Raw genomic sequence first — 22,667 nt, 5'->3', positions numbered from 1 at the left:
AGCGCGCGGCGTCCACGGCCCGGCTAGGCCAGCCGGTCGAGCTCCTTGACGATGGCGTCGCCCATCTCCTGCGTACCGACCTTGCGCAGGCCCTTGGCGGCGGCGGCCTTGTCGTCCATGCCGCCGGTCAGCAGGTCGGCCGTGCGGTAGCCGGCGCCGAGCACGTTCTCGACCGCCCGCTCGACCAGGTCCGCCTCGGCGCCGAGGTCGAACGAGTAGCGCAGCATCATCGAGTAGCTTAGCGTCTCGGCGATCGGATTTGCCAGCCCCTTGCCGGCGATGTCCGGCGCGCTGCCGTGGATCGGCTCGTACAGCGCCTTGCGCCGGCCGGTGGCGTCGGGCGCGCCAAGCGACGCGGACGGCAGCATGCCGAGCGAGCCCGTCAGCATCGAGGCCTCGTCCGACAGGATGTCGCCGAACAGATTGTCGGTGACGATGACGTCGAACTGCGCCGGCCAGCGCACCAGCTGCATCGCCAGCGCGTCGGCGTACATGTGGCTGAGCTCGACGTCCTTGTACGACTCCTGGTGCAGCTTGGTGGCCTCCTGCCGCCACAGCACGCCGGTGTGCATGACGTTCGCCTTCTCGGCGCTGCACACCTTGTTGCCGCGCTTGCGCGCCAGCTCGAAGGCCACGGCGCAGACGCGGCGGATCTCGCTGGTCTTGTAGCGCTGCGTGTCGACGCCCAGCCGCTCGCCGTTGGGCAGGTCGGAGATGCCGCGCGGCTCGCCGAAATACACGCCGCCCGTCAGCTCGCGGATGATCATGATATCGAGACCCTTGACGATCTCGGGCTTCAAGGTCGAGGCGTCGACCAGCGCGTCGAACACCTTGGCGGGCCGGAGATTGGCGAACAGGTCCATCTCCTTGCGCAGGCGCAGCAGGCCGCGCTCCGGCTTCTTGTCGAAAGCGACGTTGTCCCATTTCGGGCCGCCGACCGAGCCGAACAGCACCGCGTCGGCCTCCATCGCGACCTTCACCGTGGCGTCGGTCACCGGCACGCCGTGCTTGTCCAGCGCGGCGCCACCGCACACGTCCTCGGCGATGTCGAAGCCGACGGCGCGCTTGCGGGCCGTCCAGGCGATGACCTTGCGGACCTCGTTCATGACCTCGGGACCGATGCCGTCGCCGGGCAGCATGAGGAGATTGCGGTTCGAGGTGGCCATGGCCTTTGCTCCGGAGGATCGGGGTCGAAAAAGCGACGGCGCCCGGAAACGGGCGCCGCGCGTGGAGACCGTCGGCGCCGTCAGGCCGCCGGGTTCATCGACAGCCAGGGCTGCCCCATCTTCTGCGACGACTCGAACGCGTCGATCTTCGGCGCCGCCTTCAGGGTCTGGCCGACGTCGTCGAGCCCGTCCAGCAGGCTCTGCTTGCGGAACGCGTCGATCTCGAACTTCACCGTGCCGCCGTCCGGACCCTTGATCTCCTGGTTCACGAGATCGATCGTCACGACGGCGTTGGCGCCGCGCTCGGCGTCGTCCATCAGCTTGGCGATGTCCTCGCGCGGCAGCTTGATCGGCAGGATGCCGTTCTTGAAGCAGTTGTTGTAGAAGATGTCGGCGAAGCTCTCGGCGATCACGCAGCGGATGCCGAAATCGAGCAGCGCCCAGGGCGCGTGCTCGCGGCTGGAGCCGCAGCCGAAATTCGGCCCGGCGACGATGATCTTGGAATTCTGGTAGGCCGGCCGGTCGAGCACGAAGTCGAGCTTGGCGCCGTCGGCGGCGTAGCGCATCTCGTAGAACAGGCCTTCCTTCAGTCCCGTCCGCTTGATCGTCTTCAGGAACTGCTTGGGGATGATCATGTCGGTGTCGATGTTGACGATCGGCAATGGCGCGGCCACGCCCGTCAGCGTCGTGAACTTCTCCATGGTCATTCCCTCCCGACCGAAAGCGGCCGGAATAAACGGGGAATCGCCGTCCGGGTCAAGGCGGAGGGCCCGCCGCCGGCCCGACCACCGCCCCCGCCCAGACGTCGTGCAGCGCCCGCCGCCAGCCCGCGAAAGGCAGCCACAGCAGGCAGGCGGGCGCCGCCAGCCATGCCAGCGCCGTGAATTCCGGCCGGCCGGTGGCGGGGCTTAGCAGGGCGATCAAGGTCCCGCCCCAGAATGGCAAGGTCCGCAGGATCGCCCGGGCCAGGCCCAACCCGCCGCCGTCGAGGGTCGTGACGGCCAGACCGAGCAGCCGCTTTCCCGGTGTGGCCCGCCACCCGGACGCCTCGAAACCGGCCCGGTAGACCAGATCGAGGGCCGCGATCAGCAGGACCGCCATCGGGGTGAGCGCCCAGCGCTCGCCGGTCAGGAACAGGACGGCAAGCGAGGGCGGCGTCAGGATGAGCGCGTCGAGCAGCCCGGCCGCGAGGCGTCGGGCCAGCGTGCCCGGGATCATCGGATCGCCACAGCCGGCGCCAGCGCGCCGACCACCCGCGTCCGGCCTTGGAGCATCAACGTCGCGGCGTGGATCAGATGGCGACGGAGCAGATCACCGGCCACCGACGCGCCGCGGTCGAGCGCCCCGTCGACGATTCCCGGCGGCAGCGTCCCGACAACGGTCGTCACCGGCAGACCGCCGAGATCGGAATCGGGGTCCAGCGACCGCGCCGGCGCGCGCGCGATGGCGGGATGGTCGGCGTCGACCGCGTTGGCGACGATCGTGGCGGCGGCGTCGGCGGCCGCGGCGGTGTCCGCGAACACCGTCACGGCGTCGGCGATGCCCAGCGAGAACGACCGTCCGCGCCAACCCGACGTCGCCAATCCACGTGATGGTCCCGCCGCGTCGAGCGTGGCGAAGCCGTCCAGCGCCGGCGCGTCGACATCGGCGACCACGCCGAGGCGCAAGGCATGGCCCGGCGCGAGGTGGAACGCGATGTCGCCGCCATTGTTGACGTAGGCGCGCTCCAGGGTCCGTCCACGCGTCAACGCCACCAGAGTCTCGTCGGCGACCGACCCCGCGACCGCGGCCATCGGCGTGATGAAGACGGCGCGGTGCGGCCAAACCGCCGCGGCCATGCGGCGCGCGACGGGGCCCCGGACGGCGGGCGGCGCCGCGCCAGCGACGGGCGCGCGCAGCGCGGCCAACTCGCCGGCCAGCGTGTCGAGGATGTCGGCGGAGCGCGCGACGGCCTGGCGATAGGCGGCGGCGGTCTCACCGGCCGCGCCCCACGCCTCGATCACCAGATCGATGGGGCCGTGTCGCAGATGCAACCGACGCCCGTCGGGCAGCATCGTCGCGACCGGCCCGGCCACGAGCTGCGCCGCCCGACCAGCGGGATCAGCCGATCCGCACAAGCTTCTCGCGGAACATCCTGCCGCGCAGCGCGTAGCTCTGGGCGCTCATGCGCAGGCGCTCGGCGTTGGCCTCGTCCAGCTCGCGCGCCACCTTGGCCGGCGCGCCGAGGATCATCGAGCGGTCGGGGAAGGTCTTGCCCTCGGTGACCACGGCGCCGGCGCCGACCAGGCACATGCGGCCGATCACGGAGCGGTTGAGCACGATCGCCTGGATGCCGATCAGCGAGCCGGCGCCGACGGTGCATCCGTGCAGCATCGCCTGGTGTCCGATGGTGACGTCCTCGGCGACATCGAGCGGGCAGCCGGGATCGGTGTGCAGCACGGCGCCCTCCTGCACGTTGCTGCCGGCGCCGATGCGGATGGGTTCGTTGTCGCCGCGCAGCACCGCGCCCGGCCAGACGCTGGCGTTCTCGCCGAGGATCACCCGGCCGATGAGCGTGGCCTCGGCCGCCACGTACGCGGAGGCCGGAATCACCGGCGCGTCGTCGCCGATCCTGTAGATCGCCATGTCTCGTCTCCCGCGGGCGGCGCGCGCCCTAGCCTTTCGTTCCGGTCGGCGCGCCGGGCCACGGCGCCGTCTCCGGACCGGGCCGCGTCTCGTGCCGCGTCGCGGCCAGCATATCCTCCAGACGCACGGCGCGGTCCAGATATCCACCCAATGCCGCGTAGTCGTCGCGCCGCAACGTGAACTCGATCGGCGCCACCAGCGCCGGCGTCGGCACGTAGCCGAACGACCGCTCCGGCATGCGCGCCACGTCGACCATCAGCGTGATGCCGCCGCCCGGCCAGACATAGGCCGGCGCGCCGCCGCAGGTCACGCGGGTCAGCGCGTCGCGCACGGAGCGCGTCAGGCGCACGGGATTCTCGGTCACCCCCGCGCGCAGCGAGCCGCCGGCGCCGGCCATGAACATCACGGTGCACAGCGCCGGCTCGCAATTCTCGGCGATGCGCTCGACCACGTCGCGCACCGGCCGCGGCATGTCGGCCTCGACCGGCTTCAGCGCCTCGTCGAGCGTGAACCACGCCGAATGCTCGCCGGTGGTCGACACCATCAGCAGGCGGAGGCCCGGCCACGCCGTCTTCGGATCGATCCGTTCGATGATCTGCAGCGGATCGGCGACGTCGGTGCCGCCCCACCCTTGCCCCGGCGCCGCCACCTGGAAATAGCGGCCGGGCGTGGATTTGCGGCCGCGCACGCGGATGCCGGCCGGCCTCATGTCGAGGAACCGGCCGCCCTGGTGCTCGGTGAGAACGCCGGTGATGTGGTCGTCGACCACGATCACCTCGTCGACGTGCGGGCGCCATTGCGGCGCGAACATCCCGATGGCGGCCGAGCCGCAGCCGACGCGCATGTGCTCCTCGCGCGCGCCGTCGACCACCGGCGCGGCTCCGGCGCGCACGACGACCGTCGCGCCGCCGTCGACCGCCAGCTCGACGGACTCGCGGTTGCACAGCGCCAGCAGCGCGTCGCAGGTCGTGACGCCCTCCTTCTTGCTGCCGCCGACGAGGTGGTGCACGCCGCCCAGCGACAGCATCTGCGAGCCGTACTCGGCCGTCGTGACGTGGCCGACCGCCTCGCCCTTGACGCGCACCGCGGCCTGCTCGGGGCCGAGATAGCGGTCGGTGTCGATCTTCACCTTGACGCCGCAGTAGCTGAAGATGCCCTCGGTCACGACCGTCACCATGTCGACGCCGTCGACGGCGCTGGCGACGATGAAAGGCGCCGGCTTGTAGTCGGGATAGGTCGTGGTCGCGCCGATGCCGGTGACGAAGCCCGCCGCGCCCTCGCCCAGACGGCCGTTCCAGCCGTCGCCCGCGCCGTCACGGTCGAGGAACGGCACGGCGGCGGCGTCGGGCCGATGCAACAGCACCAGCGGATCGACGCGCACCAGCGCGCCGGCCTCGTTGGCGTAGCGGTCGCAGGCGCCCGCCCGTCCCGGCCGGATGCGGCACAGGACCGGGCACGCGTCGCACCGGACGATCCCGGCGTCGCGCTCGGACTTGCTGAGGGCGATCTCGTCGCTCACGTGCGCCTCGCCTCGAGGATCGCGGCGCGGAGACGGTGCGGCAGGACGGGCACGCGGGAGACGCGCACGCCGGTGGCGTGGTGGATGGCGCCGAGGATGGCCGGCGCCGTCGCGACCAGCGCCGGTTCACCGATGCCCTTGGCGCCGGATGGACCCAGCGGATCGGGATCCTCGATCAGCATCACCTCGATCTCCGGCACGTCGCCGACCGTGGGGATCAGATAGTCGTGCAGGTTCTCCGTGCGCCCTGGAAGATACTCCTCCATCAGCGCCAGCCCCAGCCCTTGCGCCACGCCGCCCTCGATCTGGCCCTCGACCATGGTCGGATTGACTGCCTTGCCGACGTCGTGGGCCGCGACGATGCGCAGAACCCTGGTCGTGCCGAGCTCCAGATCGACCTCGACCTCGGCCATCTGGGCGGCGAACGCGTAGGACGCGTACGGAATCCCCTGCCCGTCCGCGTCGAGCGGCGTGGTCGGCGGATCGAACGAGCCTTCGCCGAAAAGGACGTCGCCGCCCGCGACCAACGGCAACGCGCCGAGATCGATCGAGCGGACCGCGCCGCCGTCGCGTACGCGCAGCGTGGCGCCGTCGATCGCCAAGGTCGCGGCGTCGCCGGCGTTGGCCAGCCGCAGGATGCGCCGACGCAGGTCGCGGCCCGCGAGCTCGGCCGCCTTGCCCGAGACGAAGGTCTGACGCGACGCCGACGTCTTGCCGGCGTCGGCCGTCAGGTCGGTGTCGCCGGCGACCAGTCGGAAACCCTCGAACGGCAGCCCGACCGCGTCGGCGGCGATCTGGGTCATGATGGTGTTGCTGCCCTGCCCGATATCGACCGCGCCGTTGTAGAGCGTGACGGCGCCGTCGCGGCCGATGCCGATCCGCATGGTCGACGGGTTCGACATCGAGGTGTTGCCGATGCCGTACCACATGCAGCCGATCCCGACGCCGCGGCGCCGCGGGCCCGCGGCGCTCGACGCGTTGAACGCCGCCACATCGGTTCTCGCGCGCCGCCAGCGCGGCCGCAGCGCGTCGAGGCAGGCGGCGAGGCCGGCCGAGCTCTCCAGCGTCTGGCCGGTCAGCGTGGTGTTGCCGACGCGCAACGCGTTGCGGTGGCGGAACTCCAGCCGGTCGATGGCGAGGCGGTCGGCGAGCATGTCCATCGCGGCCTCGTGCGCGATCGCGGCCTGCGGCACGCCGAAGCCGCGGAACGCGCCCGCCGGCGGACCGTTGCTGAACCACGCCGCCCCCCAGGTCCGCACGTTGGGCACGAGATAGGGCCCGCTCGCATGCACGGGCACGCGGTTGGCCACGGTCGGTCCCCACGAGGCGTAGGCGCCGGTGTCGAAGTCGGCCCGCGCATCGCAGGCGCGCAGCCGCCCGTCGGCGTCGCAGCCGAACCGCGCCCGCACCCGCGCGGGATGGCGCTTGGTCGTCGCGGCCATGCTCTCGGGCCGGGTGTAGACGCAGGCCACCGGCCGCCGCAGCGTCCACGCCGCCAGCGCCACCAGCGGCTGGACGGACTGGTCGAGCTTGCCGCCGAAGCCGCCGCCGCACGCCGTCGGCACGATGCGCACGCTGTCGGGCGACAGGCGCATCACGCTGGCGACCTCGTCGCGGTCCATGTAGGGCGTCTGCGTCGTGACGTGGATCTCGATCCGGTCGCCGACGCGGCGCGCCCAGCCGGCCTCCGGCTCGATGTACGCGTGCTCGACGAAGGCGGTCTCGATCGTGGTCTCCACCACCTCAGCGCAGCCGGCGAACGCCGCGTCGACATCGCCGCGCCGCACACCGCCCTCGGTCAGGAGGTTGCCGGGCTTGTCCGCCTGGACGAGCGCCGCGTCCGGCGCCCGCGCGGCGTCGATGCCGATCACGGGAGTCTCCGGGGTCCACATGATCGGCAGATCGGCGTCGCGCACCGCGAGCACGGCGTCGCGCGGCCCGACCAGCGCCAGGACGGCCTCGCCGCGGTAACGCGCGATCCCGTCGGCCAGCACCGGCTGGTCCTTGATCGTCGGATAGATGCCGAAGCCGTTGAACGGCACGTCGCGCGCCGTGAGCGTGGCCAGCGATCGCGGGATGGGCGCGTCGGAACGCGTCGAGGCCGCCGAGCGTGAAGGTGGCACGGGCGTGCGGCGAGCGCACCACGCGCAGCCACAGCGCGTCGGCGGGAATCGCGTCGGCGCCGAACGCCTCGGTGCCGTCGACCCGTCCGACGCCATCGACCCGCGCGACGCGCGCGCCGACGGCAGCGCCGACCTCCGGCGCCGCCACCACCGGCGCCGCGCCGCCGGCCGCGGCCATCACCGCCTCGACGATCTTGCCGTAGCCGGTGCAACGGCACAGCGTGCCGCCGAGCGCGTCGAGCGTCTCCTCGCGCGTCGGCGCCGCGTTGCGCCGCAAGAGCTCGGCGGCCGACATCAGCATGCCCGGCGTGCACACGCCGCACTGCGCCGCGCCGCGCTGGAGGAACGCCGCCGGCAGCCGCGCGGCCGCGCCGTCGAGCGCCGCGAGCCCTTCGACGGTGATGATGTCCCGGCCCGCCGCCTGCGCCACCGGCACCAGGCAGGCGCAGACCTGGCGACCATCGACCAGCACCGTGCAGGCGCCGCAATCACCGGCCTCGCAGCCGATCTTCACGCCCTTCAGGCCGAGCCCGTCGCGCAGCGCGTCCGAAAGGCGCGCCAGCGGTGGCGCGTCGAACGTCACGGCGCGGCCGTTGACGGTGGCATGTGTCGTCGCAAGTTCGGATGGCGTACGCCATTCAGACTCCCTCCCCCCTTGTGAGGGAGGGCTGGGGAGGGGGGTGCGATGTCCGCCAAGAGTCATCGGGCATCACCACGACGCACACCGCGCGCTCGACATTCACGACACGCTCCTCGCGGTCGCACCCCCCACCCCAGCCCTCCCCCACAAGGGGGGAGGGGGCGTGAGGTTGACCACGATACGACAGCGTTACGCCGACCCATGCGCGCCTCCCAGCATCGAGAGCAAGCGGCGCACGAGGGTGGCCGCGACGTCGGCGCGGTAGGCGGCCGAGCCGCGCACGTCGTCGATCGGCGCCAACGGCGCGAGATGTCCCGGCGCGACGACGTCGCCCAGCGCCGCGTCCATCGCGCGACCGACCAGCGCCGCCTCCAGAGCCGGCAGCCGCCGCGCGATCTCCGAGCACGCGCCGACCGCGACCCGCGCCCGCGCCACGCGGCCGGCGCCGTCGTCCTCCAGCGTCGCCGCGACCATGGCGATGGAGATCACGAGGTACCGCCGGGCACCGAGCTTGAGGAAGCCGCCGCGCGCGGACGCCGGCGCGCCCGGCACCAGGATCGCCGTCACGATCTCCTCGTCGCGCCGCGCCGTGCGCCGGTTACCGGCGATGAAGGCGGACAATGGCAGCGCGCGCGCGCCATCGGCGCCGGTCAGCTCGACCTCGGCGTCGAGCGCCAGCAGGCAGGGCACGCCGTCCGCCGCCGGCGAGGCGTTGCACAGGTTGCCGGCGATGGTCGCGGCGTTCTGGATCTGGGCGCCGCCGACCTCGCGCGCCGCCGCGCGCAAGCCGTCGAACAACGGCGGCAGATCGGTGTCGAGGATGTCGCGCCATGTGGTCGTCGCGCCGATGCGCCATCGGTCGCCGCGCATCTCGACGCCGCGCAGGCCGCGCACCGCCGTGAGATCGAGGACGTCGTCGTCGAGCGCGCGTCCGACGCGCGCGGGATAGAAATCCGTGCCGCCGGCCAACGGCAGAAGCGCGCGCCGGGCGGCGGCGGCATCCGCCAGCGCCGCCGTGGCCTCGGCCAGTGTGTCCGGTCGCAGATACCGCCCCATCCGCCTGCCGCATCCAGAACCGTTCGTAAGCGAACGACCGCCCGATCCTAGCGCCGGTCCGGCGTTCCGCCAACCGTCACGACGGCCTTTGCGCCCGGCCGGGACCTACCCGATCCGCGCCAGCAGATCGACAAGCTGCCGCTGCTCCGCGACGTCGAGCGGCTTCAGCGTCTCCCGCGACACCGTCTGGCCGTTGCGCATGAGCATGCGGACCAGCCGCTCGCCGGCCGCCGTCAGACGCAGCAGGGTGCGGCGGGCGTCGCCCGGGTCGGGCCGCGCCGACACCAGATCGCGCGACCGCAGCCGGCGGATCACGCCCTGCGTCGTCGCCTTGTCCATCGCGACGAGGCGCCCGAGATGGTTCTGCGACAGCTCGCCGTGCTCGTGCAGCTTCACGAGGCTGGAGAACTGGGTCGGCGTCACGGTCGGATCGCCGATATTGGCCTGGAACACAGCCGTGGCGCGCTGGTGCGCGCGCCGCAGCAGATATCCGATCTGGCGTTCGACCCGGTAGCCGACGTGGTCGTCCACGCCGGCGTCGCGCGCGGCCATCGGGAAAGCGTCGGGTACGGCGCACGGTGGAACCACGCGAGCGCTTTGCGGATCGTCCGGCATCGGCATCCCCCCGGACCGGCGCCCCACAGCGCCCGCCCTTGTCGATTATCTTCCGCGTCCGCCGTCGATCAAGCGCGATTCGCGCGGATCGACGGCGGTCCAGGCGGTCGCTCAATCGGCCTTGATGCCGTTCTCGCGCACGACCTTGCCCCAGCGGTCGATCTCGGCGGCGACGAAGGCGCGCATTTCCTCCGGCGAACTCGCCCAGATGTCCATGCCGAGCTGGTCGGCCAGCCGCTGCTTGACGGCCGGCTCGCCGAGGATGCGGCGCAGCTCGGCGTTCATGCGCTCGATGATCGGCTTCGGCGTGCCGGCCGGCGCGAGCACGCCCCACCACGCCTTGGCGGAGAAGCCGGGGAAGCCGACCTCGGCCAGCGACGGCACGTCGGGTAGCTGCGGCGCGCGCTTGTCGCCGGTGACCACCAGCGGGCGCAGCTTGCCATTGCGGATCTGCGGCATCTGGTGCGCCACGGTCGAGAACGCGGTGTCGATCTGGCCGGCCACGGCGTCCTGCAGCATCGGCGCGCCGCCCTTGTAGGGCACGTGCAGGATGCGGAACCCGCCTTGCTTCTGCAGCAGCATCATCGTGAGATGCGCGAGGCTGCCGTTGCCGATGCTGCCGAACGACACGGAGTCCGGCTTGGCCTTCACGGCGGCGACGACGTCGGCGAAGCTCTTGTACGGGCGGCTCTCGTGGGTCGAGAACACCATCGACGAGGTGCTGACCACGCTGACCGGATCGAGGTCCTTCTGGGTGTCGAACGGCATCCCGGGGATCAGCGTCGGATTGACGCCGTGGGTGTCGAACACGAACACGAAGCTGTGGCCGTCGGGCGGCGCCTTCGCGACGATGGCCGTGCCGACCGAGCCGCTGGCGCCGGCGCGGTTGTCGATCACGATGTTCCACCCATGGGTCTCCGTCAGCCGCTGCGCCACAAGCCGGGCCAGCGGATCGACCGAGCCGCCCGGCGGGAACGGCACCACGAACTTGATCGGCTGCTTCGGCCAGTCGGCGCCCTGCGCGTGCGCGCCACGCGACAGGGCGGCGGCGAGAGTGGCGCCGGCGGCGCCCAAGGCGGCACGGCGGGTGGTACGACGGATCATCTGGACATTCCCCGAGGTGGACGCATGATGGCGCGGTTTCGGACGGCGACGGCGTTTACCGTCCGAAGCGCCGGCTGTCGAGCGCGCGGGCCACGGGCGGCACTTGTTTCCGGCGCAGGCGTGCCCATCTCACCGCCGGACCGTGGAGGTTCGCGATGCCCATGTCGGATTCCCGCAGCTACGCCCAGAACGCCGCCACCGTCCGCGCGGGATTCGTCAACAAGATCAAATCGGTCGCCCGCCGCGTGCCGTTCGCCGAGGACGCCGTGGCGGCGTGGTTCTGCGCCCGCGATCCGGCGACGCCGTTCAAGGTGCGCGCCACGCTGGTCGGGGCGCTGGCGTATTTCGTCCTGCCGATCGACGCCGTGCCCGACTTCATCGCGGCGCTCGGCTTCACCGACGACGCCGCGGTCCTGCTTACGGCGCTTAAGATCGTCGGCGGCAGCATCACCGACGCGCACCGCGCACGGGCCGGCCGCTGGCTGAAATCCATCGACGTCGATTGAAGGCCTGCGCGGCTAGGCGTTAGGCTGGCCGCATCGGCCGGGGCGCGACCGCCGGCCAGCGGTGGAGCCGGCCATGCCTGATCGTCCGTTCCTCGCGTGTCTGCTCGCGCCGGCGCTTTTGGCGGCCGCCGTCACGTGGTCCCTTCCCGGCGCCGCCTCGGCGCAGCGCACCGTCCAGACGCTGCAATCGCGGCCTGGACCCGGCGAGGTCGACACCGCGAACCGCCCCGGCGGCCAGGCTGGCGGCAGACGCCTCGGCGTCAACTACGAGCTCAGCGCCCTGCGCTGTCCGGCGGGCGACGCGATCGTCGGCGTCGGCATCCGGCGCGGCAACGTGCTCGACCGCGTACAGGTCGCCTGCGCCACGCCGGTGTGCGACGCCAACGGCTGCCGCTGGACCGCGTCGCGGCCGGGCGCCGCGGCCGGCGGCGGCGGCGGCGACGCGCACCCCGCGATGACCTGCGCGCAGGACGAGATGGTCAGCGGCGTGCGCGCGCGCGTGGTGCGCTTCACCCAGTTCGACTACGCCGCCGATCTCGCCATCGAGTGCTCCCGGATCACCGGCCGCGGTGCGCGGAGCTTCTTCCGCGTCGCCCGCGAGGAGGGGCGGTGGCACCACCCCGAGGGCGGCTTCGGCCGCACCCGGCTGCCCGCCAACGTGGTGGAGGAGGGCCTGGCCACGATCGCCTGCCGTGCGACTGGCGGCGTCTCGGCGATCTCCGTCGCGGTGGCCGACACCTTCGTCCTGCCGCGGCAGCGCGTCGTGCAGGCGCTCTCGCTCTACTGTCCCGACGCTGGCGGCGATCCATCCTGTCCCGACTCGCTGGTCGTCAGCGGCGCCACGGCGCACGACGACATCGTCGACCGCCAATGGTTCGCGCGCGGCGGCCGCACCGGCGGCGGCATCGTCTCGACGATGGAGGCGCGGCCGGCCGCGCGCAACTGGAGCGGCGCCCGCATTGTCGAGACCGTGCGGCTCGACGCGGCCTCGAACACGTGCGCCATCCCCAACGCCGCCGCGCTGTGCGGCACCGGCGGCCACCGCAATTTCACGGTCGGCGGGCAGGGCAACTCGATCCGCCTGCCGATCGGCAACATCGAGATGCCATGGAACGTCCCGGCCGGTGGCCAGGCGCGCAACAGCTTCCCCGATTCGCATTTCGTGTTCGACGTCGGGCCCGGCAACCAGCCGGCCGGCCGCGACGCGCTCGGCGCGCTGCCCGGCGTCACCGGGCCGTGCACCGTCGCGTGCGTGCAGACCTACGCCTGCGGGGCCGGCGCCCAGCAGGTGACCTACGGGCCGTTCCGGATCACCTATACGTTCCGGCGCGACACCTTCCAGCCGACGCTGCCCGGCCTGATACCGCTGCCGACCGGCGGCCGGACCGACATCACGCGCGTCGACGCGGTGAAACGGTGAGGCCGCGTTGATCGGCGGGGCGCGATCTGCGAGTCTCGCCGGCAACCAAGAGACCGCCGATGCCCCCGCTCCCGACCATTCCGCCGGACCTGATCTGGCCGCTCGTCGCCGCCGCGCTGGTGGCGCTCGGCGTCGGCGCGTGGATCGGCGGGTTGATGCGCGGCCCGCGCCTGCGCGCCGCGCTGGGCGAGCGCGACGCCGCCCGGGCCGAGGCCACGGCGGCCGCGACGGCCGTCCACGAGGAGCGCGTGCGGTTCGCGGCGCTGGAGACGGTGGCGGCGCGCGTGCCGGAGCTCGAGAACCGCCTGCGCGCCGCCGAGGACGCGGGCGACGCGTTGCTGTCCGAGAAATCGCGCCTCGCGGCGCAGGCCGAGCGCGTGCCGGTGGTCGAAGGCGAGCTGACGGCGGCCCGCGCCCGGCTCGACGCGCTCGCCGCCGAGAAGAGCCGGCTCGAGACGGAGCTGGTCGAGCGCGAGAAGGCGCAGGGCGAGAAGGTCGCGGCGTTGACCGCGCTGCGCGACGACGTCGAGGCGCGCATGAAGGCGCTGGCCGACGCCGCGCTGGAACAGAGCCGCAAATCGCTGGTCGAGCGCGCCGACGAGCTGCTCAAGAGCCACCGCGAGCTGGTCGAGGCCGAGCACGGCAAGCGCCTGGGGGCCGCCGACGCGGATCTCGAGAAGCGCCAGGCGGCGATCGACGGGCTGGTCAAACCCGTCGCCGAGACGCTGCTGGCCTACCAGAAGCGCCTGACCGATCTGGAGCAGGAGAACGCCAAGGCCTACGGCGCGATGCGCCAGCAGCTCGAGGACGTCGTGCGCGGCCAGGAATCGGTGCGCGGCGCCGCCAGCGGGCTGGCCATGGCGCTGCGGGCGGCGCCTAAGACGCGCGGCCGCTGGGGCGAGCACCAGTTGCGGCGCGTCATGGAGCTCGCGGGCATGAGCGAGCACGTCGACTTCGTGCTGGAGCACAGCGTCGACACCGAGAGCGGCCGGCTGCGTCCCGACGCCGTCATCCGCCTGCCCGGCGGCCGCAGCATCGTGGTCGACGCCAAGACGTCGCTGTCGGCCTATCTCGAATCGATCGACGCGCCCGACGAGGCGGCGCGCGACGCGAAGCTGATGGAGCACGCCCGCCAGCTCAAGCAGCACGTCACCCTGCTGGCGGCCAAGGATTACTGGTCGCAGTTCGACGACGCGCCGGACTTCGTCGCCATGTTCGTGCCGGGCGAGAATTTCTACAGCGCCGCCGCCGAGCGTGACCCCGACCTGTTCGAGTACGCGATCTCGCGGCGCGTGCTGGTGGTGACGCCGACGACGCTGGTGGCGCTGGCAAAGGCCGTCGCCTATGGCTGGAACCAGATCAAGACCACCGAGAACGCGCGCGAGATCGGCCGCCTTGGCACCGAGCTCTATCAGCGCCTGTCGACGATGGGCGAACCGGTGCTGGCGCTGGGCAAGAGCCTCGAGGCCGCCGCCGCGCAGTACAACCGCTTCATCGGCAGCCTCGAGGGCCGCGTGTTCCCGACCGCCCGGCAACTTCGCGACCTGACGCCGGGTGAACGCCCCAAGGATCTGCCCGACCTCAAGGAGATCGAGACGGCGGTGCGCGAGCCGCGCCTCGGCGGCGATCTCCAGCTTCCGCCGGCCGCGCCGCCGTCCTGAGCCGGATCAGGCCAGGTTCTTGTGCGGCTTGACCTCTGCGGTGATGCGCTTGCCGCGCACCGCCTCGCGGTGGGCGATGTAGAGGCCCGAGGCGGCGATCACCATGGTGCCGACGAAGGTCCAGATGGTCGGCAGCTCCGAGAACATCACGAAGCCGACCAGCACCGAGAACGGCATGCGGAAATAGTCGAACGGCGCCACCGCCGAGGCCTGGGCGATGGCGTAGGCGCGCACCCAGAAATACTGGCCGATGGTGGCGCAGACGCCGATCGCGGCGACGTACAGCCAGACATGCGGCGAGGGCCAGCGCCACACCCAGATCGCCGGGCCGACCAGGAACAGCGTCGAGAAGATCGCGAAGGTCGCCAGCATGCGCATCGGCGGCTCGTGCGCCGAAAGCTGCTTCACCAGCATCGCCGAGCAGGCCGTCAGGAACGCGCCGGCGACCGCGACCAGCGCGGCCCATTGCAGGGTCTCGGCGCCGGGCCGCAGCATGATGACGACGCCGGCGAAGCCCGCGATGGTCGCGGCCCAGCGGCGCCAGCGCACGTCCTCGCCCATGAACAACGCGGCGATGGCGGTGATGAACAGGGGCGCGGCGAAGCTGATCGAGGTCGACTCGGCGATGTGCAGATGCGCCGCCGCGTAGAAGCCGCAGGCCATCGACGCGGTGCCCAGCGCGGCGCGCCAGAAATGCTGCCCCAGGCGCGACGTCCCCAGCGGATTCATGCGCAAGCGGATCAACGCCGGGGCGATGAACAGCAGGCCGAAGACGGCGCGGAAGAACGAGACCTGGAGGCTGTCCAGTTCGCGCACAGACAGGCGGATGAAGACGCTGACGCTCGTGAAGACGAAGCCGCTGGCGATGATCCAGAGAGCGCCGCGCAGGTTCGGCGGCAGCGCCCGGACGGCGGCGATCAACGGCATCGGAAACGCGGGCGACCCGGCGGCGAACATGGCGGACTCCGGCGGCGGGACATCACTCGATGCCATCGCCGCGACGCCGTCATCAATACGCTATGCGATATCAGCCGACCACGTCCGAAAACGCATGCCTCGGCCACCCAAACCGCCGAAACACGTCCATCCTTACGCCATGATGCGGCTGGAGCCCCGAAAACGCGGGGCATCTGGACGCCTGAACGGGCAGAAAAGCGAAATCAGGCGGCTTGCAGCGACGCCGGCACCGTCAGCTTGGCCTTGGTCTTGGCTTTGACCTCGTCGACCGTCACGCCGTCGGCGAGCTGGATCAGGGTCACCCCGCCGTCGCCGGCTTTGTCGACGCCGAACACGCCGAGTTCCGTGATCACCATGTCGACGACGCGCTGGCCGGTCAGCGGCAGGGTGCAGGCCGGCAGCAGCTTCGAGGCGCCGTCCTTGGAGACGTGCTCCATCACGACGATGACGCGCTTCACGCCGGCGACGAGATCCATCGCCCCGCCCATGCCCTTGACCATCTTGCCGGGGATCATCCAGTTCGCGAGGTCGCCGTTCTCGGCCACCTCCATGGCGCCGAGGATCGACAGGTCGATGTGCCCGCCGCGCACCATCCCGAAGGAGTCGGCGGACGAGAAATACGACGTGCCCTTGATCTCGGTGACGGTCTGCTTGCCGGCGTTGATGATGTCGGGATCGAGTTCGTTCTCGAGCGGGAACGGGCCGACGCCGAGCATGCCGTTCTCGCTCTGCAGGGTGACGTCCATGTCCTCGGCGACGTAGTTCGACACCAGCGTCGGGATCCCGATGCCGAGGTTCACGTAGTAGCCGTCCTTCAGTTCCTTGGCCGCGCGCGCGGCGATCTGATCGCGGTTCCAGGCCATGTGTGCCTCCTCAGAATTTCCGTATCTCCGTCATTCCGGGCGCAGCGAGGAATCTTTCACCTTCCCGCGCCGGCTTCACGGCCGAAAGATTCCTCGCTGCGCACGGAATGACGGAAGGGGTGGGTTCGCCAGACAGCGCGCGCCGTCCCGCCCGCCGTCACGCCTTGCGCGTCGTGCGCTGCTCGACCTTCTTCTCGTAGGGCGCGCCGCAGATGATGCGCTTCACGAAGATGCCGGGCGTGTGGATGTGGTCGGGATCGAGCGCGCCGGTCTCGACGATCTCCTCGACCTCGGCGACGGTGAAGCGCGACGCGGTCGCCATCATCGGATTGAAGTTCCGCGCCGCCTTCCGGTAGACGAGGTTGCCGGCGGTGTCGCCCTTCCAGGCGCGCACCAGCGAGACGTCCGCGAACAGGCCCGTCTCCATGACGTAGCGGCGGCCGTTGAACTCGCGCACCTCCTTGCCGTCGGCGATGACGGTGCCGACGCCGGTCGGCGTGAAGAAGGCGGGAATGCCGGCGCCGCCGGCGCGGCAGCGCTCGGCCAGCGTGCCCTGTGGGTTGAACTCGAGCTCGAGCTCGCCGGCGAGGTACTGCTGGGCGAAGATCTTGTTCTCTCCGACATAGGACGAGATCATCTTCTTGATCTGCCGCGTCGCCAGGAGCAGGCCGAGGCCGGCGCCGTCGACGCCGGCGTTGTTCGACACGCAGGTCAGGTCCTTGACGCCGGAATCGCGCATCGCGCCGATCAGCCGGTCGGGCACGCCGACCAGGCCGAAGCCGCCGCACATGACCATCATGCCGTCCCTGAGCACGCCTTCCAGCGCCGACGCGGCGTCCTTGTAGACCTTGCTTTTCGCCATGGGCTCCGTCCGGAAACGTGGCCGCCGCGCATCGGGCGCGCCGCGGTGCGGAATCGGTTATCGACGCGGCCCGGCGGCGAGTCAATGCGGCGCGCGCCGCCGCGGCGCTCAGCCGCCCCAGACCTCGCGCGCCACCTCGACGACGAGGCGCAATTTCGCCCATTGCGCCTCCTCGGCGAGCACGTTGCCCTCCTCCGTGCTGGCGAAGCCGCATTGCGGGCTCAGACAAAGTTGGTCGATGTCGACGAACTTCGCGGCCGCCTCGACACGGCGCTTGACCTCGTCCTTGGACTCCAGGACGCCCGTCTTCGTGGTCACGACGCCGAGCACGACGGTCTTGCCCTTGGGCACGAAGCGCAGCGGTTCGAAGCCGCCGGCGCGGTCGGTGTCGTACTCCATGAAATAGGCGTCGACGTCGATGCCGTTGAACAGGATCTCGGCGACGGGCTCGTAGCCGCCGGTGGCGATCCACGACGATCGGAAATTGCCGCGGCACAGGTGCATGGCGATCGTCATGTCGGCCGGCCGCCCGGCGATCGACCGGTTGATCATGTCGGCGTAGATCGCCGGCAGCTTGTCGGGATCGTCGCCGCGCTCGACCAGGATGCGGCGCTGCTCCGTGTCGCACAGGTAGGTGAGGTTGGTCTCGTCGAGCTGGAGATAGCGGCAGCCCGCGTCGGCGAAGGCGCGCACCGCCTGCCCGTAAGCGTCGCCGAGATCGCGGTAGAAATCGCGCATGTCGGGATAGACCTCGGCGCTGACGGCGCTGCGGCCGCCCCGGAAATGCAGCACGCTGGGCGACGGGATCGTCATCTTGGGCGTCACCTTGGCGACGCTCCTCAGGTAGCGGAAATGGTCGATCATCGGATGGCCGTTGAAGCCGAGCTTGCCGACGACCCGTAGCCCCTTGGCCTTGGTCGCGATGCCGCCCTGGAACTGGATGCCGCGGTCCGACGTGAAGCCCTCGACGCCGCCGAGGCGCTCGAGGAAGTCGAAATGCCACATCGAGCGGCGGTATTCGCCGTCGGTCACCGACTGGAGGCCGATGGCCTGCTGGTGCGCCACCAGGGCCGCGATCTCGCGGTCCTCGATCGCCCGCAGCGCGACGGCGCCGATGCCGCCGCGCTCGCGCTCGGCGCGCGCCGCCTTGAGCGCGGGCGACCGCAGGAGGCTGCCGACGTGGTCGGCGCGGAACGGTGGCGTGTCGCGTCTCATGCGGCTTCCCTCCCCAGGGACCGGCGTCGGGCGCCGGCGGCGCGCACCTCGGAGGACGCGCGTCACGGAGGGCATCGTACACCAACGCGCGGCGTTGCCACGCCGGTGAAGATCGGGGAGGAACGAAGGCCGGCGCGGCGCCGGTACGCGCCGATGACCTCTCAGTCGGCGGCGGCCGCGACGCGACGACGCAGCGCCGACACCGGCGCGGCGGCGTCGCCGGCGGGCTGGTAGTGGGCGCTGAAACCACGGACGGCGCGCGCCCACGACTTGGCCGGATCGCCCTTGGCCAGCTCGAAGGCGTCGAAACCGCAGCGCCGCATGTGCAGAAGCTGGTCGGGCAGCACGTTGCCGGTGGCGCGCAGCTCGCCCTTGAAGCCGTGGCGCTCGCGCAGCAGACGGGCCTGCGAGAAGGCGCGCCCGTCGCTGAACTTCGGGAACTCCAGCGCCACCAGCGCGAGACGCGGCAGGTAGGGCGCCAGGTCCTCGACCGCGTCGGTGTTGCGCAGCGCCACGCCGAGCGGGCCGTTGCGGCCCGTCAGCGCGTCCCCCTCGCGCGCGAGACGCGCGAAGCCGACGATCGCCGGCGCGTCGGCGGGGATCTCCGCCGCGTCGTCGACGCGCGTCCAGCGATCCTCGACGACGTTGCCGTCCCTAAGCAGCGGCATAGAGGCGTTCCTTGAACGGCGCGAGGCCGACGCGCCGGTAGGTGTCGAGGAAGCGTTCGCCGCCCCGGCGCTCCTCGACGTAGGTCGCGACCAGCGATCGACCGCCTCGACCACCTGGTCGGCACCGACCGCCGGGCCGACCAGCGCGCCCAAAGACACGTCGTCGCCGGCGTGGCCGCCGAGCGTGAGCTGGTAGAACTCAACGCCGTTCTTCTCGACGCCGAGGATGCCGATGTGGCCGACATGATGGTGGCCGCAGGCGTTGATGCAGCCCGAGATCTTGAGCTTCAGCTCGCCGATGTCGTGCTGGCGGTCGAGGTCGGCGAAGCGGCGGGAGATGCGCTGCGCCACCGGGATGGCGCGGGCGTTGGCCAGCGCGCAGTAGTCGAGGCCCGGGCAGGCGATGATGTCGGAGATCATGCCGAGGTTGGGCGTGGCGCAGTCGATGCGCCGCAGCTCGCGCCACACCGCCGGCAGGCGCGCGACGGCGACGTCGGGCAGCACGAGGTTCTGCTCGTGGGTGACGCGGACCTCGCCGAAGCTGTCGCTGTCGGCCAGATCGGCGATCGCCTCGAGCTGGGCGGCGCTGGCGTCGCCCGGCGGCGCGCCCTCCGGCTTCAGCGACAGGTTGACGATGGCGTAGCCGGCCTGGCGGTGCGGCGCGACGTTGGCCTTCAGCCAGCGCGCGAAGTCGCGGTCCTCCAGCCGCAGGCGCTCGACCTCGGGCGAGATCGCGGGCTGTCGCGCGTACGCCGGCGGCGCGAACTGCGACGCGATGGCGCCCACGACGTCGGCCGGCAGGTCGAGCGCGCCGTCGCGGATCTCCAGCCACTCCGCCTCGACCTGGCGGCGGACCTCGTCGATGCCCAGTTCGTGCACCAGGATCTTGATGCGCGCCTTGTAGAGGTTGTCGCGGCGGCCGAAGCGGTTGTACACGCGCAGGATCGCCTCGAGATAGGACAGCAGATGACGTTTCGGCAGGAACGCGCGCACCGTCTTGCCGATGATCGGCGTGCGCCCGAGCCCGCCGCCGACGATGACCTCGAAGCCGGTCTCGCCGGCCGCGTCGCGCACCATGCGCAGGCCGATGTCGTGCACGCGCACGGCGGCGCGGTCGTTGGGCGAGCCGGCGACCGCGATCTTGAACTTGCGCGGCAGGAACGAGAACTCCGGGTGGACGGTGGACCACTGGCGGATGATCTCGCACCAGATCCTCGGATCCTCGATCTCGTCCGGCGCGACGCCGGCCCAGTGGTCGGCGGTCGTGTTGCGGATGCAGTTGCCGCTGGTCTGGATGGCGTGCATGCCGACCGCCGCCAGGTCGGCCAGCGCGTCGGCCGCCTGCTCCAGCTTGATCCAGTTGAACTGGATGTTCTGGCGCGTCGTGAAGTGGCCATAGCCCCGGTCGTACTTGCGCGCGATCCCCGCCAGCGCCCGCAGCTGCGTCGAACTCAGCGTGCCGTAGGGGATCGCCACCCGCAGCATGTAGGCGTGCAGCTGCAGGTACAGGCCGTTCTGCAGGCGCAGCGGCTTGAACTCGTCCTCGCTGATCTCGCCCGACAGCCGGCGCGCCGCCTGGTCGCGGAATTGCGCCACGCGCTCGGCGACGAAAGTGGTGTCGTGGTGGTCGTAGCGGTACATCGCGGCCTCAGGCGTAGCTCAGCGCTTCGGCCGCGATCACGTCCATCGTCAGCCCGGTCGCGCGGATGCGCTCGCGCAGCGTCACCGGCACGACGCTCGCGCCCTCCTCCACCACGGCGGCGAGGTAGGGCTCGATCACGCGCGACTCGGCGGCGGCGACCGCGCCGATCGACAGCAGCAGCGACGCCGCCTGGGCGTCGCGCGCCAGCGCCGCCGCGCCGATGTCGGTGGTCCACTGGCCGTTGGCGGCGAGGTACACGACCACGCCGTCGCGCAGACGGTTGGCGGTGACGACCTGGACTTCGCCGGCGACGTTCTTGGCCATCACGATGCCTCCGCGAGAAGAAGTCCGGGCGGAATGTCGGCCAAGGCCGCCACCGCGCCGACGACGATCAGCGCCGGTCCGTCGCCGGGGTGGCGCGCGGCCAGGACGGCGAGATCCGACAGGGTTCCGCACGAGACGCTTTGATTGGCGCGCGTGCCGTTCTGCACGACCGCGACCGGCGTGGCGGCGGACAGCCCGCCGGCCACCAGGCCGTCGCGGACGTCGCGCGCCGAGGTCAGCCCCATGTAGATCGCCAGCGTGTGGCCGGCGCGGGCCAGCGCCGCCCAGTCCGGCGCGTCGTCGCCGGGCTTGCGCTGCGCGGTGACGAAGGTGATGGCCGAGGCGTGGTCGCGGTGGGTCAGCGGGATGCCGGCCGACGCGCCGCAGCCCAGCGCCGCCGTGATGCCCGGCACGACGACCGGATCGAAACCATGGGCGCGGGCGTGGTCGCGCTCCTCGCCGCCGCGGCCGAACACGAACGGATCGCCACCCTTGAGGCGGACGACGCGGTGGCCGGCGCGGGCGTGCTCGACCATCAGCGCGTTGATCTCGGCCTGCGGCATCGACGGCCTGCCCTTGCGCTTGCCGACCCCGACGCGCAGCGCGTCGCGGCGCGCCATGTCGAGGATCGCGGGATCGACGAGGTCGTCGTACAGCAGCACGTCTGCCTCGCCGAGCAGCCGCGCGGCGCGCAGCGTCAACACCTCGGGATCGCCGGGGCCGGCGCCGACCAGCGCGATCGAGCCCTCCGGCGCGCGCGTCGCCGCCGGCGCGTTCAGCGCGCGCAGCATCGCCGCGGCGGCCACGCCGTCGCGTCCGGCGAGGACGTCCTGCCCGATCGGGCCGGCGACGACGCGTTCCCACAACCTCCGGCGCGCGTCGGGTCGCTCGACGGCGCGCTTGACGGTGTCGCGGAAACGGGCGCCGAAGGCGGCGAGCGCGCCGATCCGCGACGGCAGCGCGCGCTCGACGAGCTGCCGGATGTGGCGCGCCAGGGTCGGCGAGGCGCCGCCGGTCGACACGGCCACCACGACGTCGCCGCGGTCGACGATGGCCGGCATGATGAAATCGCTGAGCGCCGGCCGGTCGACCACGTTGACCGGAACGCCGGCCGCCCGCAGCGCGGAAGCGACCACGCCATCGCGCGCCGCGTCGCCGGTCGCGACGAACGCGATGACCGGACGCCGCGCGGCCAAGTCGCTGGAATCGATATCTTCGGCCTCGACCACGTCGGCGCCGGCGTCCCGCGCCAGCCGCGCGCGCTGCGCCGCTGAGTCGGTGGCCCCGACCACCAGCACGGACCGGCCCGCGAGATCGAAGAACGCCGGGAGATGCTTCATGGCGGCTAGCCCCCCAACCAGCGGACGAGCACATAGACGGCGATCCAGCCCGCCACCTCGACCAACCGCGCGGCCGCCCCGACGGCCTTCGGGCTGGCGGCGTGCCAGGCGCGCAGGCGGTCGCCGACCGTCGTCGTGGTGTATGCCGAGGCACGACCGCGCTGTCGGGGCGTATCCGGATCGGTCATCGCGACCATTTTCTTCCTCGGCCAACTGTTGCTCGGAAGGAATTAAACATCTCCATGGGTGGTTACAATTTAGTTTAACTATTTCTACGATGTAAATTTTGCTAATTACATTCTATAACCGTGTATAATATCAATCTATAGCGTTCTCCGGCTGAAAATCCGGCGATCCCTTC

20 protein-coding genes and 2 pseudogenes are annotated in these 22,667 nt (G+C 71.6%); 3 read left to right on the top strand and 19 right to left on the bottom strand.

Annotation, left to right across the window (positions count from 1 at the left end):
• Nucleotides 1-23 precede the first annotated feature (23 nt).
• From leuB to IPK81_14975, 10 genes and pseudogenes are all read right to left on the bottom strand, one after another.
• Nucleotides 24-1,166: a 3-isopropylmalate dehydrogenase gene (leuB, locus tag IPK81_15020; GenBank protein ID QQS10930.1), complete on the bottom strand. Its 1,143-nt coding sequence runs from the start codon at nucleotides 1,164-1,166 to the stop codon at nucleotides 24-26.
• A gap of 80 nt (nucleotides 1,167-1,246) precedes the next feature.
• A complete protein-coding gene (gene leuD / locus IPK81_15015; GenBank protein QQS10929.1) occupies nucleotides 1,247-1,867 on the bottom strand; it encodes a 3-isopropylmalate dehydratase small subunit in 621 nt (206 codons plus the stop codon).
• A 55-nt stretch (nucleotides 1,868-1,922) separates the two neighbouring features.
• Nucleotides 1,923-2,384, bottom strand: a complete 462-nt coding sequence (locus IPK81_15010; GenBank protein QQS10928.1) for an RDD family protein — start codon at nucleotides 2,382-2,384, stop codon at nucleotides 1,923-1,925.
• Nucleotides 2,381-3,241 carry a UPF0280 family protein gene (locus IPK81_15005; GenBank protein ID QQS10927.1) on the bottom strand — a complete coding sequence of 287 codons (861 nt, stop codon included), beginning with the start codon at nucleotides 3,239-3,241 and terminating at the stop codon, nucleotides 2,381-2,383. Before IPK81_15005 ends, IPK81_15010 begins: the two co-directional genes overlap by 4 nt.
• A 25-nt stretch (nucleotides 3,242-3,266) precedes the next feature.
• Complete coding sequence (locus IPK81_15000; GenBank protein QQS10926.1) at nucleotides 3,267-3,791, bottom strand: gamma carbonic anhydrase family protein; 525 nt, start codon at nucleotides 3,789-3,791, stop codon at nucleotides 3,267-3,269.
• Nucleotides 3,792-3,819: 28 nt separating this feature from the next.
• Nucleotides 3,820-5,298, bottom strand: a complete 1,479-nt coding sequence (locus IPK81_14995; GenBank protein QQS15126.1) for a 6-hydroxynicotinate reductase — start codon at nucleotides 5,296-5,298, stop codon at nucleotides 3,820-3,822.
• A gap of 8 nt (nucleotides 5,299-5,306) precedes the next feature.
• Nucleotides 5,307-8,136: pseudogene (locus IPK81_14990) on the bottom strand (molybdopterin-dependent oxidoreductase).
• Nucleotides 8,137-8,262: 126 nt separating this feature from the next.
• Nucleotides 8,263-9,129, bottom strand: a complete 867-nt coding sequence (locus IPK81_14985; protein ID QQS10925.1) for an FAD binding domain-containing protein — start codon at nucleotides 9,127-9,129, stop codon at nucleotides 8,263-8,265.
• 105 nt (nucleotides 9,130-9,234) lie between these two features.
• On the bottom strand, nucleotides 9,235-9,681 hold the full coding sequence (locus IPK81_14980; GenBank protein QQS10924.1) for a MarR family transcriptional regulator: 447 nt from the start codon (nucleotides 9,679-9,681) through the stop codon (nucleotides 9,235-9,237).
• Between the two features lie 174 nt (nucleotides 9,682-9,855).
• Nucleotides 9,856-10,848, bottom strand: coding sequence for a tripartite tricarboxylate transporter substrate binding protein (locus tag IPK81_14975; protein QQS10923.1), 993 nt, complete (start codon nucleotides 10,846-10,848; stop codon nucleotides 9,856-9,858).
• A gap of 155 nt (nucleotides 10,849-11,003) precedes the next feature.
• Between IPK81_14975 and IPK81_14970 the strand changes: the two genes are divergently transcribed.
• The 3 genes from IPK81_14970 to rmuC all read left to right on the top strand — a co-directional run bounded on the left by IPK81_14970 (nucleotide 11,004) and on the right by rmuC (nucleotide 14,435).
• Nucleotides 11,004-11,354, top strand: coding sequence for a DUF1232 domain-containing protein (locus tag IPK81_14970; GenBank protein ID QQS10922.1), 351 nt, complete (start codon nucleotides 11,004-11,006; stop codon nucleotides 11,352-11,354).
• A 73-nt stretch (nucleotides 11,355-11,427) separates the two neighbouring features.
• Nucleotides 11,428-12,774, top strand: coding sequence for a hypothetical protein (locus IPK81_14965; GenBank protein ID QQS10921.1), 1,347 nt, complete (start codon nucleotides 11,428-11,430; stop codon nucleotides 12,772-12,774).
• A 59-nt stretch (nucleotides 12,775-12,833) separates the two neighbouring features.
• Nucleotides 12,834-14,435, top strand: a complete 1,602-nt coding sequence (gene rmuC / locus IPK81_14960; protein QQS10920.1) for a DNA recombination protein RmuC — start codon at nucleotides 12,834-12,836, stop codon at nucleotides 14,433-14,435.
• 6 nt (nucleotides 14,436-14,441) lie between these two features.
• Here the strand turns inward: rmuC and IPK81_14955 are convergent, their stop codons facing one another.
• The 9 genes and pseudogenes from IPK81_14955 to IPK81_14915 all read right to left on the bottom strand — a co-directional run bounded on the left by IPK81_14955 (nucleotide 14,442) and on the right by IPK81_14915 (nucleotide 22,503).
• On the bottom strand, nucleotides 14,442-15,392 hold the full coding sequence (locus IPK81_14955) for a DMT family transporter (GenBank protein ID QQS10919.1): 951 nt from the start codon (nucleotides 15,390-15,392) through the stop codon (nucleotides 14,442-14,444).
• A gap of 203 nt (nucleotides 15,393-15,595) precedes the next feature.
• Nucleotides 15,596-16,255, bottom strand: coding sequence for a CoA transferase subunit B (locus IPK81_14950; GenBank protein ID QQS10918.1), 660 nt, complete (start codon nucleotides 16,253-16,255; stop codon nucleotides 15,596-15,598).
• 157 nt (nucleotides 16,256-16,412) lie between these two features.
• A complete protein-coding gene (locus tag IPK81_14945) occupies nucleotides 16,413-17,117 on the bottom strand; it encodes a CoA transferase subunit A (protein ID QQS10917.1) in 705 nt (234 codons plus the stop codon).
• Between the two features lie 108 nt (nucleotides 17,118-17,225).
• Nucleotides 17,226-18,332: a 5-methyltetrahydropteroyltriglutamate--homocysteine S-methyltransferase gene (locus tag IPK81_14940; protein QQS10916.1), complete on the bottom strand. Its 1,107-nt coding sequence runs from the start codon at nucleotides 18,330-18,332 to the stop codon at nucleotides 17,226-17,228.
• Between the two features lie 161 nt (nucleotides 18,333-18,493).
• Nucleotides 18,494-19,000: a DUF934 domain-containing protein gene (locus IPK81_14935; protein QQS10915.1), complete on the bottom strand. Its 507-nt coding sequence runs from the start codon at nucleotides 18,998-19,000 to the stop codon at nucleotides 18,494-18,496.
• Nucleotides 18,987-20,641: pseudogene (locus IPK81_14930) on the bottom strand (nitrite/sulfite reductase). The gene IPK81_14935 and the pseudogene IPK81_14930 overlap by 14 nt, the downstream one beginning before the upstream one ends.
• A 7-nt stretch (nucleotides 20,642-20,648) precedes the next feature.
• Nucleotides 20,649-20,966, bottom strand: a complete 318-nt coding sequence (locus tag IPK81_14925; GenBank protein QQS10914.1) for a DUF2849 domain-containing protein — start codon at nucleotides 20,964-20,966, stop codon at nucleotides 20,649-20,651.
• Nucleotides 20,966-22,306, bottom strand: coding sequence for a uroporphyrinogen-III C-methyltransferase (cobA, locus tag IPK81_14920; GenBank protein QQS10913.1), 1,341 nt, complete (start codon nucleotides 22,304-22,306; stop codon nucleotides 20,966-20,968). Before cobA ends, IPK81_14925 begins: the two co-directional genes overlap by 1 nt.
• 5 nt (nucleotides 22,307-22,311) lie before the next feature.
• Nucleotides 22,312-22,503 (bottom strand): hypothetical protein, encoded by a 192-nt coding sequence (locus IPK81_14915; GenBank protein ID QQS10912.1) that lies wholly within the window; start codon nucleotides 22,501-22,503, stop codon nucleotides 22,312-22,314.
• Nucleotides 22,504-22,667 lie beyond the last annotated feature (164 nt).

Source organism: Rhodospirillales bacterium (assembly GCA_016699855.1).
GTDB lineage: Bacteria > Pseudomonadota > Alphaproteobacteria > Reyranellales > Reyranellaceae.
The sequence above is the reverse complement of the archived record's forward strand: the minus strand, read 5'-3'. Positions and strand labels throughout refer to the sequence as shown.